Source organism: Pseudomonas sp. S3_G06 (assembly GCF_054667565.1).
Genome location: NZ_CP162738.1, coordinates 4,447,762 through 4,464,760 on the forward strand (window position 1 = coordinate 4,447,762; position 16,999 = coordinate 4,464,760).

12 protein-coding genes are annotated in these 16,999 nt (G+C 61.2%); 11 read left to right on the forward strand and 1 reads right to left on the reverse strand.

Going from position 1 to position 16,999, the window contains the following annotated elements:
• Positions 1 to 61 precede the first annotated feature (61 nt).
• Genes aroQ through accC form a run of 3 tightly spaced genes read left to right on the forward strand, consistent with a single transcriptional unit; the run spans position 62 to position 2,373 of the window.
• Positions 62 to 517, forward strand: coding sequence for a type II 3-dehydroquinate dehydratase (gene aroQ, locus AB4N47_RS19975; RefSeq protein WP_016771861.1), 456 nt, complete (start codon positions 62 to 64; stop codon positions 515 to 517).
• 24 nt (positions 518 to 541) lie between these two features.
• The gene (accB, locus tag AB4N47_RS19980; protein ID WP_016771862.1) at positions 542 to 1,000 is read left to right on the forward strand and encodes an acetyl-CoA carboxylase biotin carboxyl carrier protein; all 459 of its coding nucleotides are present in this window, start codon (positions 542 to 544) and stop codon (positions 998 to 1,000) included.
• 17 nt (positions 1,001 to 1,017) lie between these two features.
• Entirely contained in the window at positions 1,018 to 2,373 is a 1,356-nt protein-coding gene (gene accC, locus AB4N47_RS19985) for an acetyl-CoA carboxylase biotin carboxylase subunit (RefSeq protein WP_024011424.1), read from the forward strand.
• Positions 2,374 to 2,438: 65 nt separating this feature from the next.
• Here the strand turns inward: accC and AB4N47_RS19990 are convergent, their stop codons facing one another.
• Positions 2,439 to 6,392, reverse strand: coding sequence for a type III effector 1 (locus tag AB4N47_RS19990; protein WP_460154321.1), 3,954 nt, complete (start codon positions 6,390 to 6,392; stop codon positions 2,439 to 2,441).
• Between the two features lie 194 nt (positions 6,393 to 6,586).
• Here AB4N47_RS19990 and prmA point away from each other — a divergent pair, with 194 nt between their 5' ends.
• The 8 genes from prmA (at position 6,587) to AB4N47_RS20030 (ending at position 16,969) form a co-directional block, all read left to right on the forward strand.
• A complete protein-coding gene (prmA, locus tag AB4N47_RS19995; protein WP_341638520.1) occupies positions 6,587 to 7,465 on the forward strand; it encodes a 50S ribosomal protein L11 methyltransferase in 879 nt (292 codons plus the stop codon).
• A 30-nt stretch (positions 7,466 to 7,495) separates the two neighbouring features.
• Positions 7,496 to 8,767, forward strand: a complete 1,272-nt coding sequence (locus AB4N47_RS20000) for a DUF3426 domain-containing protein (protein ID WP_341638519.1) — start codon at positions 7,496 to 7,498, stop codon at positions 8,765 to 8,767.
• 184 nt (positions 8,768 to 8,951) lie between these two features.
• Positions 8,952 to 9,962, forward strand: coding sequence for a tRNA dihydrouridine synthase DusB (gene dusB, locus AB4N47_RS20005; RefSeq protein ID WP_016771866.1), 1,011 nt, complete (start codon positions 8,952 to 8,954; stop codon positions 9,960 to 9,962).
• Positions 9,959 to 10,279, forward strand: coding sequence for a DNA-binding transcriptional regulator Fis (fis, locus tag AB4N47_RS20010; protein WP_002555375.1), 321 nt, complete (start codon positions 9,959 to 9,961; stop codon positions 10,277 to 10,279). Before dusB ends, fis begins: the two co-directional genes overlap by 4 nt.
• Before the next feature lie 83 nt (positions 10,280 to 10,362).
• A complete protein-coding gene (gene purH / locus AB4N47_RS20015) occupies positions 10,363 to 11,970 on the forward strand; it encodes a bifunctional phosphoribosylaminoimidazolecarboxamide formyltransferase/IMP cyclohydrolase (protein WP_071174281.1) in 1,608 nt (535 codons plus the stop codon).
• A gap of 167 nt (positions 11,971 to 12,137) precedes the next feature.
• Positions 12,138 to 13,433: a phosphoribosylamine--glycine ligase gene (purD, locus tag AB4N47_RS20020; protein ID WP_341638518.1), complete on the forward strand. Its 1,296-nt coding sequence runs from the start codon at positions 12,138 to 12,140 to the stop codon at positions 13,431 to 13,433.
• Between the two features lie 99 nt (positions 13,434 to 13,532).
• Positions 13,533 to 16,310, forward strand: a complete 2,778-nt coding sequence (locus AB4N47_RS20025) for a hybrid sensor histidine kinase/response regulator (RefSeq protein WP_038861141.1) — start codon at positions 13,533 to 13,535, stop codon at positions 16,308 to 16,310.
• 62 nt (positions 16,311 to 16,372) lie between these two features.
• Positions 16,373 to 16,969 (forward strand): MarC family protein, encoded by a 597-nt coding sequence (locus tag AB4N47_RS20030; protein WP_016771870.1) that lies wholly within the window; start codon positions 16,373 to 16,375, stop codon positions 16,967 to 16,969.
• The last annotated feature ends 30 nt before the right edge of the window (positions 16,970 to 16,999 follow it).

The window sequence follows — 16,999 nt, forward strand, 5'->3', positions numbered from 1 at the left end:
AGGCTTTGCGGCATAGTCGCCGGGTTCTGACGACTGCTCATTGATAACAAGGACAACGCAGATGGCGACGCTACTGGTGCTGCATGGCCCCAACCTGAACCTGCTCGGCACCCGGGAACCGGGGACCTACGGGTCGACGACCCTGGCGCAGATCAATCAGGATCTGGAGCGGCGCGCCCGCGAAGCCGGCCATCATCTGCTGCATCTGCAAAGCAACGCCGAGTACGAATTGATCGATCGCATCCACGCTGCGCGCGGTGAAGGCGTGGATTTCATTCTGATCAATCCGGCGGCTTTTACGCACACAAGTGTTGCATTACGTGACGCGCTGCTGGGAGTGAGCATCCCATTCATCGAAGTGCATTTGTCCAACGTGCACAAGCGCGAACCTTTCCGCCATCACTCCTACTTCTCCGATGTAGCGGTAGGAGTGATCTGCGGCCTTGGCGCCAGCGGTTACCGACTGGCCCTGGAGGCCGCACTAGAGCAGCTTGAACACCAAGCTATACGCCCCTGACCGACCCTTGGGAGTTGATGATTCATGGATATCCGTAAAGTTAAGAAACTGATCGAATTGCTGGAAGAGTCCGGCATCGACGAGCTCGAGATCAAGGAAGGCGAAGAGTCCGTACGCATCAGCCGCCACAGCAAGACCCCGGCGCAGCAGTACTACGCGCCAGCCCCGATGCAGGCTCCGGCCGCTGCCCCTGCTGCCGCGCCAGTCGCTGCCGCTGCTCCGGCTGCCGCTGCTGCACCGGCGCTGAACGGCACCGTTGCCCGTTCGCCGATGGTCGGCACCTTCTACCGTAAATCTTCGCCAACCTCGCCTGCCTTCGTTGAAGTCGGCCAGACCGTGAAGAAAGGCGACACCCTGTGCATCGTCGAAGCCATGAAGATGATGAACCACATCGAAGCTGAAACCAGCGGTGTGATCGAATCCATCCTCGTCGAAGACGGCCAGCCGGTTGAGTACGACCAACCGCTGTTCACCATCGTTTGAACCGCGGAGAGCCTTTGATGACTGCGAAGTTGGAAAAAGTTCTGATCGCTAACCGCGGTGAGATCGCCCTGCGGATTCTGCGTGCCTGCAAAGAGATGGGCATCAAGACCGTCGCCGTTTACTCCAAGGCCGACAAAGAGCTGATGCACCTGGGTCTGGCAGACGAATCCGTCTGCATCGGCCCGGCGTCCGCCGCTCAGTCTTACCTGCACATTCCGGCCATCATCGCTGCCGCTGAAGTGACCGGCGCTACCGCCATTCACCCAGGCTACGGTTTCCTCGCGGAAAACGCCGATTTTGCCGAGCAGGTCGAGAACTCCGGCTTCGCCTTCATCGGCCCGAAAGCCGACACCATCCGCCTGATGGGCGACAAGGTATCGGCCAAGCACGCGATGATCGAAGCAGGCGTACCGACCGTTCCAGGTTCTGACGGCCCGCTGCCGGAAGACGAAGAAACGGCGCTGCGCATCGGTCGTGAAGTCGGCTACCCGGTGATCATCAAGGCCGCCGGCGGTGGTGGTGGTCGCGGCATGCGCGTGGTGCACAAGGAAGAAGACCTGATCGCCTCGGCAAAACTGACCCGCTCCGAAGCAGGCGCGGCGTTCGGCAACCCGATGGTCTATCTGGAAAAATTCCTCACCAACCCGCGCCACGTCGAAGTGCAGGTACTGTCCGACGGCCAGGGCCACGCCATCCACCTGGGCGACCGCGACTGCTCGCTGCAGCGTCGTCACCAGAAGGTTCTCGAAGAAGCACCGGCACCGGGCATCGACGAGAAGGCGCGCCAGGAAGTATTGGCTCGCTGCGTCAAGGCATGCATCGACATCGGCTACCGTGGCGCCGGTACTTTCGAGTTCCTCTACGAGAACGGCCGTTTCTACTTCATCGAAATGAACACCCGTGTTCAGGTGGAGCACCCGGTTTCGGAGATGGTCACCGGTATCGACATCGTCAAGGAGATGCTCAGCATCGCCGCTGGCAACAAGCTGTCGTTCACTCAGGATGACGTGGTCATCCGCGGTCACTCGCTGGAGTGCCGGATCAACGCTGAAGATCCGAAGACCTTCATGCCGAGCCCAGGCACGGTCAAGCATTTCCACGCTCCAGGCGGCAACGGCGTTCGCGTCGATTCGCACCTGTACAGCGGTTATGCCGTGCCACCGAACTACGACTCGCTGATCGGCAAGCTGATCACTTACGGCGCAACCCGCGACGAAGCCATGGCACGCATGCGCAACGCCCTGGACGAAATCGTGGTCGACGGGATCAAGACCAACATCCCGCTGCATCGTGACCTGGTTCGTGACGAAGGCTTCTGCAAGGGCGGTGTGAACATTCACTACCTCGAGCACAAGCTGGCCAAACAGTCGTAAGGCTGAAGCGGCATGAAAAACCCGATCCCTGCGGATCGGGTTTTTTTATGCCTGCAACAAACCCATCAGACCATTACCGTGGAGAACGCCTGCTGCTCGACCATTGTGGCAGATGCCCGCAGGCCAGCCTCATCGACCACCACTCCTGCTGCGTTTTCATGTAACGGGCTGCGGATGAACCGCCTCGTAAAGGCTCGGGCGCGTATCGAGAGCCCGTCCGTGGCATAGCTCGATCTGGCGATAAGCGGGTTGTACAACGTGCCAATCTGGCCAGAGGAATGCTTGAACACTCTTGAGACTCCATTGTTCAGATTCAGCACCACGCCATAGCTGTTGCCCAGGCACGACGAGTATGACCAGTAATCCCAGGTCGGCTGCAGGCCCTGTTCGCGCAACACGCGCCTGACCGGACCGCCGATGTCAGCGCCCGCCGACAGCCAGTCGCCGCCCACCAGCGTGGCACGAATGTTCTGCGGTGTTCCCCCCAGACGCTCCAGCACCTGCGTGACACTTCGCTCGATCAAGGGGCGAATATTGTGATCAAAATGAATGACCGCCCCCACCCTTGTCGTCGGGTTATACAGCGAGGCGATGACGCAACTCTGCGCATTCAACGAAAACAGATAGTTATCTGGCGATCCGGGACGAAAATGCGCCACCACCGCTTCGCCCTGCAGCGCACCGCGGTTCAGCACGGGCTCGACACCTCCAGGAAAAGCATCATTCAAATCGCTCACGCGCCCAAGGTTGCGCACGTTGCCACCCGTGAGCCCGACCCTGGCGTGTGTCCACTTGCCCCCCGGAGCAAGCCGAATCGGTTGCTGATAGATGGCGGTCGGGCGACGGGCATCCACCAGGCTCAGCCCACCAAAATGCGGATTTTCCCTGACCAGGAAATACTTGCCCTTGTTGCGAATGTAATAGGCCGGTTGCGGCTGCGCAGCGCTGGGCGGACTGCGCCATGTGCCGAAAAAGACGCCTTCTTCGGTCACCCTTTGCAAACGCTCGGGCGCCTTGCTGACGGCCTGCCTGGCATGGAAGCGTACTTCGCGGATCGCCGGCAGTGCTTCCCTGCGCAGCGGAGCCACGGTGTTCAGACGCTCTGACAACAACGAGGCCGGCCGCATGGTGTGCTTCAGACTTCTGGCCGCACCGCCCAGCCACTTGATCGCACTGCCGGCGCCGACCATAGCGAACAACGCGCCCCACGACGCCTCCAGCCAGTGGCCGAGCGCGCCATCGACGTCACCCTCCAGATGCGCAGCGACCGCCTGACCGGCGCTGACGGCGATGAACACGACATCGAGCAGCAAGGCAAACGGAGGGAACACCATGCAAAACGGTGCAGCTGCAAACATCAGCCCCTTGACCACTTGGCGTTCGATCATTTGCGCGCGGCTGGTGGTGATGTCCTGCACATCCGTGACCGCGCGCTCGATGTACGCGTTGAACTCGCTGCGTGCGTCAATCAGGCGCTGCGCTTCGTACAGCGTATCGACGCGTTGTTTTTTTGCCGCAATCGCATACAGGGTGCGCGACACGATGCTGCGCGCGGCGACCGGCGTACGCGCCATCAAGTAGTCATGCAAAGCGCCTGCGATGTCGCCGAACAGCGACTGATACGCACGCACCACAATGCCGTCGGGCGCATCAGGCGTGTACAGCCACCAGGACGGCTCGGGGTTGAACGAGGTCAGGACATAAACCCCGAGCACGACGTGATGGCGCACCGTGAACCTGAACACGCCGTCACTTTCAACCATGCTGGCGCCCGGAAAATGCGTATCCGGCGCTGGCACCTGGCTCAACAGAGAGACCTGACGGACCAGCGCTGAATACACCGCGTCGCTCAATCGCGCCTGACTTCTGGCCACGCGCAAATCACGGTCCATCTTTGACAGCAATACGTTGCGGTAGGCAAAGCGACGCGGTTCGTAGGCAGCATCACGCGGGTCGAGATATTTGCCACGGATCTCGCTGGCGTATTTTTCACCCAGCCACGCCCGGCGCAGATACAGCGCCAGATCGGCGCTGCGCACCTGGCTCAGATCCTGGCCAACCGACGATCGCACGCCTCTTTTCGGATGTTCGATGCCGGAGTTGTCATCGTAGCCGTGAATGGCCAGGTCGAGCAGCGTGGCAACCTGCTGCTTCCTGCGGTCAGCGACGCCAGGGTTGTAATCGATCAACACGGTGGCCGGATCGACCGGTTCCAGCACGTTCTTGCTGCGCATATAGGGCGTGATCGCTGCGGCAACCGTGCGCCTGGCGAAATCGACGAAAACCTCGAAACCGCCCAGCAGCTCGTTGAACACCTGCTGATGAACGATCAGTTCCTGATTCAGACTGCTGATGCGCCGGCGAGCCTCGAGCCCGAGCGTCGTGTACCAGCGCAGCGAGTTGTCCTGCTCGACCCGCTGCAGGTTGTTTGCCAGGCCCATTTTTGCAGCGGCTTCGACGCATTCGGTGAACGGCAGGGGCGCTCGGCGAAGGTCACTCTGCATGCCCCAGAGAGCAGGGCTGGCCGCAGCGGCCAACAGATAATCCCGTGCAGGGTGATGTGCAGCCGGCGAAAGCTGCTGCAACAGATACTCGCGACCGGATTCGCTCTGCGTCCAGCTCCACACTTCGCCGGTCAACGCCGCGATCGAAGGTAACCGGACCCACTCCTGACCGTCCGGCTTGTTGGGCGCGTACAGCACCAGGTTATTCACCGTTTGCTCAGTCTCTGCCTGGTAGAACACCAGAAGATCGGCGCACTGCATGCCGTTGGGCAGCGTCAGTGCCGCCACTTGCAACGGTTTGTTTATAGCGTGCCCAGTCCACAACTGCTCCAGACGCTCATGGTCGGAGTCCGACAGATGAGCTGCGCAGCGCGCGACGAATGCGCTCTGCCGAAGCCGTGCGGCAAACCAGTCGACAAGTGCCTTTTGCACCTCTATACGCTCGTACTGTTCGGCGAGAACGCGCAGGTAGTCCGCCGGATAATCCTGCTCCGCCAGCATGTCGGCAATGAATGTCGGCTTCAGTGACTGGTTGCGCAATGGCGCAGGACTGCTGATCTCCAGTACCGCTGCGAAGTCCTGCCCGATCGGCCCGCATGCCAGCAGGTCACTGAGGCTGCGATTGTGGGTCGGCTCACCAACCGCAGAGCGCCATCTGAGCCGCACGTCGATCCGGTCTGGTTCAACCGTCATGTCGAGCTTGAGCTGAATGTATTCGATGGCCTGCTGGCGGGCAAAGTCGCGCAACGAGCCGTAGCCCAGCAGCAGGTCATCGAGTGCTGCCTGGGCCAGTGAGGTCTGCTCCTGATAATCACGCAACAAGGCGCGATCCGGCTCCTTCAGCGCCTTCATCCATGACGGCAGTTGCGCAAAGGAATGCGCCTCGAGAATCTTTTTCTCTGCACCGGTTGCCAGGGCAGTCAATCGATACCGACGCGTGCTGCGGGCCTGAACCCGGTCGATTTTGCTGCGCAATTGATCCAGTGTCAGGCCCGCCAGTTGGTCACGGCGCAACAGCAACTCGATGTCCTTGATATAGCGCCGCAGCTTGCGTTTGATCAGGCGATCGAACAACGCCTCCCGCCCTTTTGTCGCCCAATGTTCTCGCAGGTATTTCTTGTACTGGTCGAGGAAGTGCAACGAAACGCTATCCACCGTCCGGATCACATGCTCATGACGGCTGGACGGCAAACCGGGATCGGCGCCCCCAGGCCAGCGAAATGGCGCGTCCTGGAGCGCCAGGAACATGACTGGCCGGCCGTCGATAAGCTTTTGCAGAATGGCGTCAAGCAGGGCAACCACAAAACCCGGCGCGAAATGGCCGTCCGGGTAATGCCTGCGCAGTTCAGTCAATGCGAAGTGCTCCAGCGCCTCGAGCAACGTCATCTGGCTGTTCAAGCGCTTGTCGATCATCACCTGCCAGCGCGTGATGCGCAGCAGGATCTCCTGCACCGACCCCGTAGACGCAGCGGCTATCGGTGGTTTTTCTTCTACAGTCCCTTGTTGATCCGCCATGTCGTCCAGCCTTTTGTTGCGTAGAGATGAGCGCTCACTCTATTTGCCGACAAAAGTGCTCAGGCCATACATATGTATATCGCGGCCGCGAATGTGTAACAGCCAAGCGGTGTGTCCACTTTGCCGGCGACCTGGCGTAAACTGCGCGCTTTTGCAGCTTCGGGCTGCCCCACAGATTTTCAAAGGTGCCCGCCATGCCTTGGCTGCAAGTCCGTCTCGCCATCACCCCGGAACAAGCCGAAACCTACGAGGACGCATTCCTCGAAGTCGGCGCCGTGTCGGTGACTTTCATGGACGCCGAAGACCAGCCGATCTTCGAACCGGAACTCAACACTACGCCGCTGTGGTCGCACACCCACTTGCTGGCGCTGTTCGAAGGCGGTACCGAACCGGAACCGGTGCTGGCCCATCTGGAATTGCTGACCGGCAGCCCGTTGCCCGAACATCACAGCGAAGTGATCGAAGATCAGGACTGGGAACGCAGCTGGATGGACGGTTTCGAGCCGATGCGTTTCGGCCAGCGCCTGTGGATCGTGCCGAGCTGGCACGCCGCACCCGAGCCTGACGCGGTCAATCTGCTGCTGGACCCGGGCCTGGCGTTCGGCACCGGCACCCACCCGACCACCGCACTGTGCCTGGAATGGCTCGACGGCCAGGATCTGAAAGACTGCCACGTGCTCGACTTCGGCTGTGGCTCGGGGATTCTGGCGATTGCCGCCCTGCTGCTCGGCGCCAAACAAGCTGTGGGCACCGACATCGACGTGCAAGCGCTGGAAGCCTCGCGCGACAACGCCGGGCGCAACAACATTGCCGATGAGCTGTTCCCGCTGTACCTGCCCGAGGATCTGCCGCCGGTTCCGGCCGACGTGCTGGTGGCCAACATTCTCGCCGGCCCGCTGGTGTCGCTGGCACCGCAGCTGTCCAGCCTGGTCAAGAGCGGTGGGCGCCTGGCGCTGTCGGGCATTCTCGCCGAGCAGGGCGAAGAAGTAGCGGCAGCTTATGCGCAGGACTTCGAGCTCGACCCGATCGCCAATCGCGACGGCTGGGTGCGCATCACCGGGCGTCGGCGCTAAAATGACCGCTTGCCTGAACCGGATCGCCGCATGACCGACAGTTTCGTCACCCAATGCCCGCATTGCCAGACCAGTTTCCGCGTCAACCATGCTCAGTTGAGCGTGGCGCGCGGCGTGGTTCGTTGCGGCTCCTGCCTGCAAGTGTTCAATGCCGCCAAGCAGCTGCTCGAGCAACATTCTGGCAAGGACACGGTGACGCCGCTCGCACCAGCGCTGCCTGAAGCGCCCGCGCCTGTCAGCGATTCTGCGGTCGTCGAACAGATCCCCGCACCGCGCGCCATCAGCCAGAAGCAATGGAGCGCGTCGGAACTGGATCTGGACAGCCTCGATCTGGACGAAGAACTCGCCCGCCTCGAACAGCGCGAAATCCAGCCCGCCGCCGAATTCGGCCGTACCCGCGAAGAATCCTTGAGCGCCCGGCGCGACAGCCCGGAACCGGACGAAGGCACATGGCCCGACAGCCTGTTCAGCGAGCCTGCCGATGAGCGCAGCGCAGCGCCGGATGTCGAACCAGATATCGAACCGTATATCGAGGGCGTCGAAACCCTCGAACCCGAGCGCACCGAACCTTCGCTATCGCTGGAGCCGGTGGATCTGGATGACGAGCCGCCGATCCCGCAACTGCGCCTGCACGATCCGATTGACCCGGCCGCCCGCCGCGAACGCTTCTCGGCCAGCGACGACAGCGATGACGACGATCTGCCATTGATCACTTCGCCGCGCAAAAAACGCGAACGGGCCGAGCCCGGCGTGCGCGCCGAGGTCCTGCAGGATCTGACCGACGACCCGCTGCAACTGGACTGGCAGCAACGCCGTTCGCCCTGGGGCCGGCGCCTGCTGTGGCTGGTGCTGGTGGTATTGGCCGCCGGCGGCCTTGCCGCTCAGTACGTTGCCTATCACTTCGAGGAACTGGCGCGGCAGGATCAATACCGACCGTGGTTCCAGCAGATCTGCCCGCAGATTGGCTGCACCGTGCCGTCGAAAGTCGATATCGGCAAAATCAAGAGCAGCAACCTGGTGGTGCGCAGCCATCCCGAGTTCAGCGGGGCGCTGGTGGTCGATGCGATCATTTACAACCGAGCGACGTTTTCCCAGCCGTTCCCCTTGCTCGAGCTGCGTTTTGCCGACCTCAACGGTCATCTGATCGCCAGTCGTCGCTTCAAACCCGGCGAGTACCTGAGCGGCGATCTCGAGGGCCTGGCGGAAATGCCGCCGCAGACGCCGATCCACATCGCCTTGGATATTCTCGATCCGGGGCCGAAAGCGGTGAATTACAGCCTGAACTTCCACTCACCGGAATGAACCGCTTCAGCGTTTCCCGATTGACGGCATTTTTCTGACTGATCGCGGCCGACCAAACCGTTGGCGATAACAGAATAACTGTTCAGATTTTGTTCAATTCAGCCTTTAACCAGTCATCGAGAGCGGGTATCATGCCCACCCTTTTTCGAACTCTCATGATCCGGCCCCACTTCAGGGAAGTCCTATGTCGGCGGTACGCATCGGCCCATATACATTGCAGAACGGTTTGATTCTCGCCCCGATGGCGGGCGTCACCGACCAACCCTTTCGTCAGCTGTGCAAGCGTCTGGGCGCAGGGCTTGTAGTCTCGGAAATGGTCACCAGCGACATGAGCCTGTGGAATACCCGCAAGTCGCGCATGCGCATGATCCACGAAGGCGATCCCGAACCGCGCTCGGTGCAGATCGCCGGTGGCGACGCGCAGATGCTGGCCGATGCGGCACGGGCCAACGTCGAGCTGGGCGCACAGATTATCGATATCAACATGGGGTGCCCGGCCAAGAAGGTCTGCAACAAGGCCGCCGGCTCCGCGTTGCTGAAAGACGAAGCACTGGTGACCGAGATCCTGCAGGCCGTAGTGGCCGCGGTTGATGTGCCGGTTACCCTGAAGATCCGCACCGGCTGGGATCGCGAGAACAAGAACGGTCTGAACGTGGCGAAGATCGCCGAACAGGCCGGGATCACAGCGCTGGCCGTACATGGCCGTACGCGCGCCGATCTGTACACAGGGGAAGCCGAGTACGACACGATTGCCGCGATCAAGCAGGCGGTGTCGATCCCGGTGTTTGCCAATGGCGATATCGATTCGCCGGAAAAGGCCCGATACGTGCTTGATGCGACCGGTGCCGATGGCCTGCTGATAGGCCGTGCCGCTCAAGGGCGGCCATGGATTTTTCGCGAGATCGATCACTTCCTGCGCACCGGCGAGAAATTGCCCGCGCCGGAACTGAGCGAAGTGGAACGCATCCTGCTGGAGCATCTGGCTGCCCTTCACGCCTTCTATGGCGACGTGATGGGCGTGCGCATTGCCCGCAAGCATGTGGGCTGGTATCTCGCAACCTTGCCGGGCGCCAGGGAGTTTCGCGCCCGTTTCAATCGTTTGGATGGTACGGAAACACAATGCGCCGACGTTCGGGAGTTCTTCGCCGAGCGTTACAAGAGCCTGACAGGGGACGAAGAAGGGGTGGCCGCATGACGATGATGACCGAGACTTTAGTGAGTGGAACAACACCCGTGAGCGACAACGTGAATTTGAAACAGCACCTCAACACGCCGAGCGAAGAAGGCCAGACCCTTCGCGGGAGTGTCGAGAAGGCGCTGCACAATTATTTCGCCCACCTTGAGGGCGCGTCCGTCACGGATGTGTACAACCTGGTGCTGTCCGAAGTCGAGGCGCCCCTGCTCGAAAGCGTGATGAACTACGTCAAGGGCAACCAGACCAAGGCCAGTGAGCTGCTGGGACTGAACCGCGGCACGCTGCGCAAGAAACTCAAGCAGTACGATCTGCTGTAAGCATTCAATCAAACCAGAAAGGCGCCCGCGTAAAAAACGGTCGCCTTTTTTGCTGACTTCCTTTGCTTTTGATGGAAATTGAGATGACCGACCAGACTACCCGCCTGCCGATCCGCCGCGCCTTGATCAGCGTTTCCGACAAGACCGGGATCCTCGAATTCGCCAAGGAGCTTGAAGCTCTGGGCGTCGAGATCCTCTCCACCGGCGGAACGTTCAAGCTGCTGCGTGACAACGGCGTTGCCGCAGTGGAAGTCGCGGATTACACCGGTTTCGCCGAGATGATGGACGGTCGGGTGAAAACCCTGCACCCGAAAATCCACGGCGGCATCCTCGGTCGTCGCGGTACTGACGACGCGATCATGAACGAGCACGGCATCAAGCCGATCGATCTGGTAGCGGTCAACCTGTACCCGTTCGAAGCGACCATCAACAAGCCAGGCTGCGACCTGCCGACCGCCATCGAGAACATCGATATCGGCGGTCCGACCATGGTCCGTTCCGCAGCGAAAAACCACAAAGACGTAGCCATCGTGGTGAATGCCAGCGATTACGCCAACGTCCTGGAAAACCTCAAGGCCGGCGGCCTGACCTACGCTCAGCGTTTTGACCTGATGCTCAAGGCCTTCGAACACACCGCCGCCTACGACGGCATGATCGCCAACTACATGGGCACCGTGAACCAGGCCGCTGAAACCTTGAGCACTGAAGGTCGCAGCGAATTCCCGCGCACCTTCAACAGCCAGTTCATCAAGGCTCAGGAAATGCGCTACGGCGAGAACCCGCACCAGAGCGCGGCGTTCTACGTGGAAGCCAAGCCTGCCGAAGTCGGCATCGCCACCGCGACCCAGCTGCAAGGCAAAGAATTGTCGTACAACAACGTCGCCGACACCGACGCGGCGCTGGAATGCGTGAAGAGCTTCGTCAAGCCAGCCTGCGTGATCGTCAAGCACGCCAACCCGTGCGGCGTGGCGGTCAGCCCGGACGCTGAAGGCGGCATCCGCCAGGCTTACGAACTGGCCTACGCCACCGACACCGAGTCGGCGTTCGGCGGCATCATCGCCTTCAACCGTGAACTGGATGCCGAGACCGCCAAGGCGATCGTCGAGCGTCAGTTCGTTGAAGTGATCATTGCGCCAAGCGTCAGCGAAGAAGCCCGCGCCATCGTCGCGGCCAAAGCCAACGTACGCCTGCTGGCCTGCGGCGAGTGGTCGGCTGAGCGCGCCGCTGCCTGGGATTACAAGCGCGTCAACGGTGGCCTGCTGGTGCAGAGCCGCGATATCGGCATGATCAGCGCCGATGACCTGAAAGTGGTGACCAAACGCGCGCCGACCGAACAGGAAATCCACGACCTGATCTTCGCCTGGAAAGTCGCCAAATACGTCAAATCCAATGCCATCGTCTACGCCAAGAACCGCCAGACCATCGGTGTCGGCGCCGGCCAGATGAGCCGCGTCAACTCGGCGCGTATCGCTGCGATCAAGGCTGAACACGCCGGTTTGCAGGTGGCCGGTTCGGTCATGGCGTCCGATGCATTCTTCCCGTTCCGTGACGGCCTCGACAACGCGGCCAAGGTCGGCATCACTGCGGTGATCCAGCCGGGCGGCTCGATGCGTGACAACGAAGTGATTGCTGCTGCTGATGAAGCCGGCATCGCAATGGTATTCACCGGCATGCGCCACTTCCGTCATTGAAGCAGCCGCAAGTTTCAAGCTGCAAGCTGCAAGAAAGAGCAGACAGGTGTCGCTCCCTCTTGCAGGTGCAGCCTTATTAATTCAAAGCCGTAAGCTGTAATTGAGCGCCACGCAGTCGCTCTTACTTGCAGCTTGTAGCTTGCAGCTTTCTCCGAAGGAGTCTCTCTTTGAATGTTTTGATCATTGGCAGCGGTGGCCGTGAACACGCTCTGGCCTGGAAAGTGGCTCAGGATCCGCGTGTGCAGAAGGTTTTCGTTGCACCGGGCAACGCTGGCACCGCTATTGAAGCCAAGTGCGAGAACGTCGCCATCGACGTGCTGGCGCTGGAGCAACTGGCTGACTTCGCCGAGAAAAACGTTTCCCTGACCATCGTCGGCCCGGAAGTGCCGCTGGTGGCTGGCGTGGTCGATCTGTTCCGCTCCCGTGGCCTGGACTGCTTCGGTCCAACTGCCGGTGCTGCGCAACTGGAAGGCTCGAAAGCCTTCACCAAGGATTTCCTCGCCCGCCACAAGATCCCGACCGCCGATTACCAGAACTTCACCGAGATCGAGCCGGCCCTGGCTTATCTGCGTGAGAAAGGCGCGCCGATCGTGATCAAGGCCGATGGCCTGGCTGCCGGCAAAGGCGTGATCGTCGCCATGACCCTGACCGAAGCCGAAGACGCCGTGCGTGACATGCTCGCCGGCAACTCGTTTGGCGACGCCGGTTCACGTGTGGTGATCGAAGAATTCCTCGACGGCGAAGAAGCCTCGTTCATCGTCATGGTCGACGGCAAGAACGTGCTGCCGATGGCCACCAGCCAGGACCACAAACGCGTCGGCGACGGCGACAGCGGCCCGAACACCGGCGGCATGGGCGCCTACTCCCCTGCCCCGGTGGTCACCGCCGACGTGCATCAGCGCGTGATGGATCAGGTGATCTGGCCGACCGTGCGCGGCATGGCCGACGAAGGCAACGTCTACACTGGTTTCCTCTATGCCGGTCTGATGATCGACAAGGCCGGTAACCCGAAAGTCATCGAGTTCAACTGCCGCTTCGGCGATCCGGAAACCCAACCGGTGATGCTGCGTCTGCAATCGAGCCTGGTGCTGCTGGTCGAAGCCGCATTGGCGCAAGCGCTGGACAAGATTGAAGCGCAATGGGATCCGCGTCCGAGCGTTGGCATCGTGCTGGCCGCTGGCGGCTACCCGGGCGACTACGCCAAAGGCGCAGCGATCAACGGTCTGGACGCGGCGGCAGCTCTGGAAGGCAAAGTCTTCCACGCCGGCACCGCGCTGAAAGACGGTCAGGTCGTTACTGCCGGTGGTCGTGTACTGTGTGCCACTGCCATGGGCGCCACCGTCGGTGAAGCTCAGCAGCAGGCCTACAAACTGGCCGCTGCCATCGACTGGGAAGGCTGCTTCTACCGCAAGGACATCGGCTACCGCGCCATTGCCCGTGAACGCGGCGAAACCCAGGAGTAAGCGATCCATCAGGCCCGGCGCGGGATGCCATTCCTCGCCGGGCTGTTCGGTCGTCGCGCATCGTTATATTCTGGCATCAACCTACGAAGGGATTTCGCCGTGCGCTGGCTCAGGATTGCCATAAGCTTCACCGTCACGCTGATGACCTTGCTCTGCATGCTCCCGGCCCAGGCCGCGCAAGGCAGTGGCTGGTCGGTATTGCTTGACGATCAGGGCATCCTGCAACTGAGCGACATCCGCTCCGCTCGCTACACCAATCAATTCAGTCCCATCGAGCTTGACCGCCTGACCGCGGCCGAACCCGACGGCGCCCTGTGGCTGCGCTTCAAACTGGCGCCGGGCAAGCACGAACAAGTGCTGCGCATCTTTGCCCCCGACCTGTCCCAGCTCAATCTCTACGTGCTCGACGGCGACCGGCTGATCGAGCAACGCAATACCGGCAACGAACGGCCCCAGGCCGAACATCCGTTGCCGAGCAGCGATTTCATGCTGCCGCTGCCCCAGGCCGACAAGCCGCTGGACGTCTACGTACGCATGGTTTCCGGCCATCAGCTGCGCCCGCACATCACCCTGCAAGCGGCAATCGAAGGCGCCGCCGATCAGAAGCAGACGCTGATTTTCGGCCTGCTGTTCGGCTGCCTCGCCATGCTCCTGCTGCACAACTTGGTGCGCTACGCCTACTCGCGCTCGCGCAGCAGTCTGTGGCTGGCGATCTGTGAAGGCCTGCTGGGGCTGAGTCTGTTTCTGTTGCTCAACCTTGCCGGTCCGTGGCTGCCGAACTGGCAAGCCATTCAGACGCCGGGCGCTTATCTGGCACTGCTGCTGACGGCTCCAGCCGGGTTGATGTTCGCCCTGCGCTTCTTTGCGCCACTGGGCCAGCACGCGCTGAACAAACTGCTGTGGGGCGACATTCTGTTGATCGTCACGTGCAGCCTGTTGCTGCTGTTCGTCAACACCTTGCCGCTGAACATCATCACCTACGCCCTGGTCGCACTGGCCGGCCTGAGCATGTTGCTGGTGGGCTTCTATCACTGGCAAAAAGGCTATCGCCCGGCGCGTCTGTTCGTCGCCGCCATGGTCGTGTTCAACATCGGCACCCTGGTTATCCTGCCGGCGCTGCTGGGGCTGACACTGGTCACGCCGCAAGGCCTGATCATGACGCTGATGGTGTTCATCTGCATCAGCGGCCTGCTGATGAGCATTGCCTTGGGCGAGCGACAGCGCAGCATCACCGAAAGCCGTTTCAGCATCAGCCGCGACCTCGCGGCAAGCAACGCCGAAATCAACGCCAAAGCCGAATTCCTCGCCAAGATCAGCCACGAAATCCGCACACCGATGAACGGCGTACTGGGCATGACCGAGCTACTGCTGGGCACGCCGCTGTCGGTCAAGCAACGTGATTACGTGCAGACCATCCACAGCGCCGGCAACGAACTGCTGACGCTGATCAACGAGATCCTCGACATCTCCAAGCTCGAATCCGGGCAGATCGAACTCGATGACGTGCAGTTCGACCTCAACGCCCTGATCGACGATTGCCTGAGCATCTACCGGGCCAAGGCCGAGCAACAGAACGTCGAGCTGATCAGCTTCATCCAGCCGCAAGTGCCACGGGTGATCAGCGGCGATCCGACGCGTCTGCGCCAGACCTTGCTGAGCCTGCTGGAAAACGCCCTGAAGAAAACCGAAGAAGGCGAGGTGCTGATCGTCGTTGCATTGGACGAGCGCAGCAGCAAACCGCGCCTGCGCATTGCCGTGCAGGACAGCGGCGTGCCGATGGAGCCGGAAGAGCGCGAGGCGCTGCTGCACGCCGAATTGCACAGCAAGCACTTCCTCTCGGCCAATCGCCTGGGCGGCAATCTTGGCCTGGTGATTGCGCGCCAACTGATTCGTCTGATGCAAGGCGAGTTCGGCATCAAGAGCGGCGCCACTCAGGGCAGCACTTTGTGGCTGACCTTGCCACTGGACCCGGATCGCCTCGAACATCCGACATCCGATCTGGACAGCCCGCTGCAAGGCGCGCGGGTGCTGGTGGTCGACGATAACGACACCTGCCGCAAAGTGCTGGTACAGCAATGCAGCGCCTGGGGCCTGAATGTCAGCGCCGTACCGTCGGGCAAGGAAGCGCTGGCGCTGCTGCGCACCAAGGCGCACCTGCGCGATTACTTCGACGTGGTTCTGCTCGACCAGAACATGCCCGGCATGACCGGCATGCAACTGGCCGCGAAGATCAAGGAAGACCCGAGCCTGAACCACGACATTCTGCTGATCATGCTCACCGGCATCAGCAACGCGCCGAGCAAGATCATTGCGCGCAATTCGGGGATCAAACGGATTCTGGCCAAACCGGTGGCCGGTTATACGCTCAAGACCACGCTGGCGGACGAACTCAATCAGCGCAACAAGGGCCAGGTGGTGTTCCAGCCGCAAGTCGTTACGGCGGCCACAGCGGCCAAGGTGCCGAGCGACTTCCGCATCCTCGTCGCCGAAGACAACACCATTTCGACCAAAGTGATTCGCGGCATGCTCGGCAAGCTCAATCTGCAACCGGATACCGCGAGCAATGGCGAAGAAGCGCTGCAAGCGATGAAGGCCCAACGTTACGACCTGGTGCTGATGGACTGCGAAATGCCGATCCTCGATGGCTTCTCCGCGACGCAGCAACTGCGCGCCTGGGAAGTCAGCAATCAGCGCATCCGCACACCGATCGTCGCCCTCACCGCGCACATTCTCGCCGAACACAAAGAACGCGCCCGCCAGGCCGGCATGGACGGGCACATGTCCAAACCGGTGGAGCTGTCGCAACTGCGTGAACTGATCGAGCATTGGGTCGCCGAACGCGATCAGCAGAACCGGGCCACGACCCAGCCGTCGTAAACCGACAGATTGTCCGGTGCCTGATAGACTCCCCCCGACTCCATCGCCAGTGAGCTTGCATCATGCTCCATGTGTTGTTCAGCGTTTATCTGAAGATGCTGGTGCTCTACAGCCCGTTCTTCGTGTTGTCCTGCTTTATCAGCCTGACCCGTGGCTATTCGCGCAAGGAACAGCGGCGTCTGGCGTGGAAGGTCGCCCTCGCCACACTGATTTCCAGTGTTCTGCTGTATTTGTTCGGGCGGGTGATTTTCGATGTCTTCGGCATCACCGTGGACGCCTTCCGCATCGGTGCCGGCAGCGTGTTGTTCATTTCCGCGCTGGGCATGGCCCAGGGCAAACCGGCGGTGCAGGCCGACAATGTGCAGCAGGACGTGACCATCGTGCCGCTGACCATCCCGCTGACGGTCGGCCCCGGCACCATCGGCGCCTTGCTGGTGATGGGCGTCAGCCAGCCGCACTGGGACGACAAGCTCACCGCAATCATGAGTATTGCGCTCGCCAGTTTCACTGTCGGTGTGGTGCTGTACCTGTCCAATCGCATCGAGCGGATTCTCGGCGATCAGGGCTTGCAGATTGTCAGCCGCTTGATGGGATTGTTCGTTTGCGCGCTGGCAGCGCAAATCATCTTTACCGGAGTGAAGGGTTATCTGGTGCCTTGAGCATTGTCGCAGCGCAACCGCCACAACAAA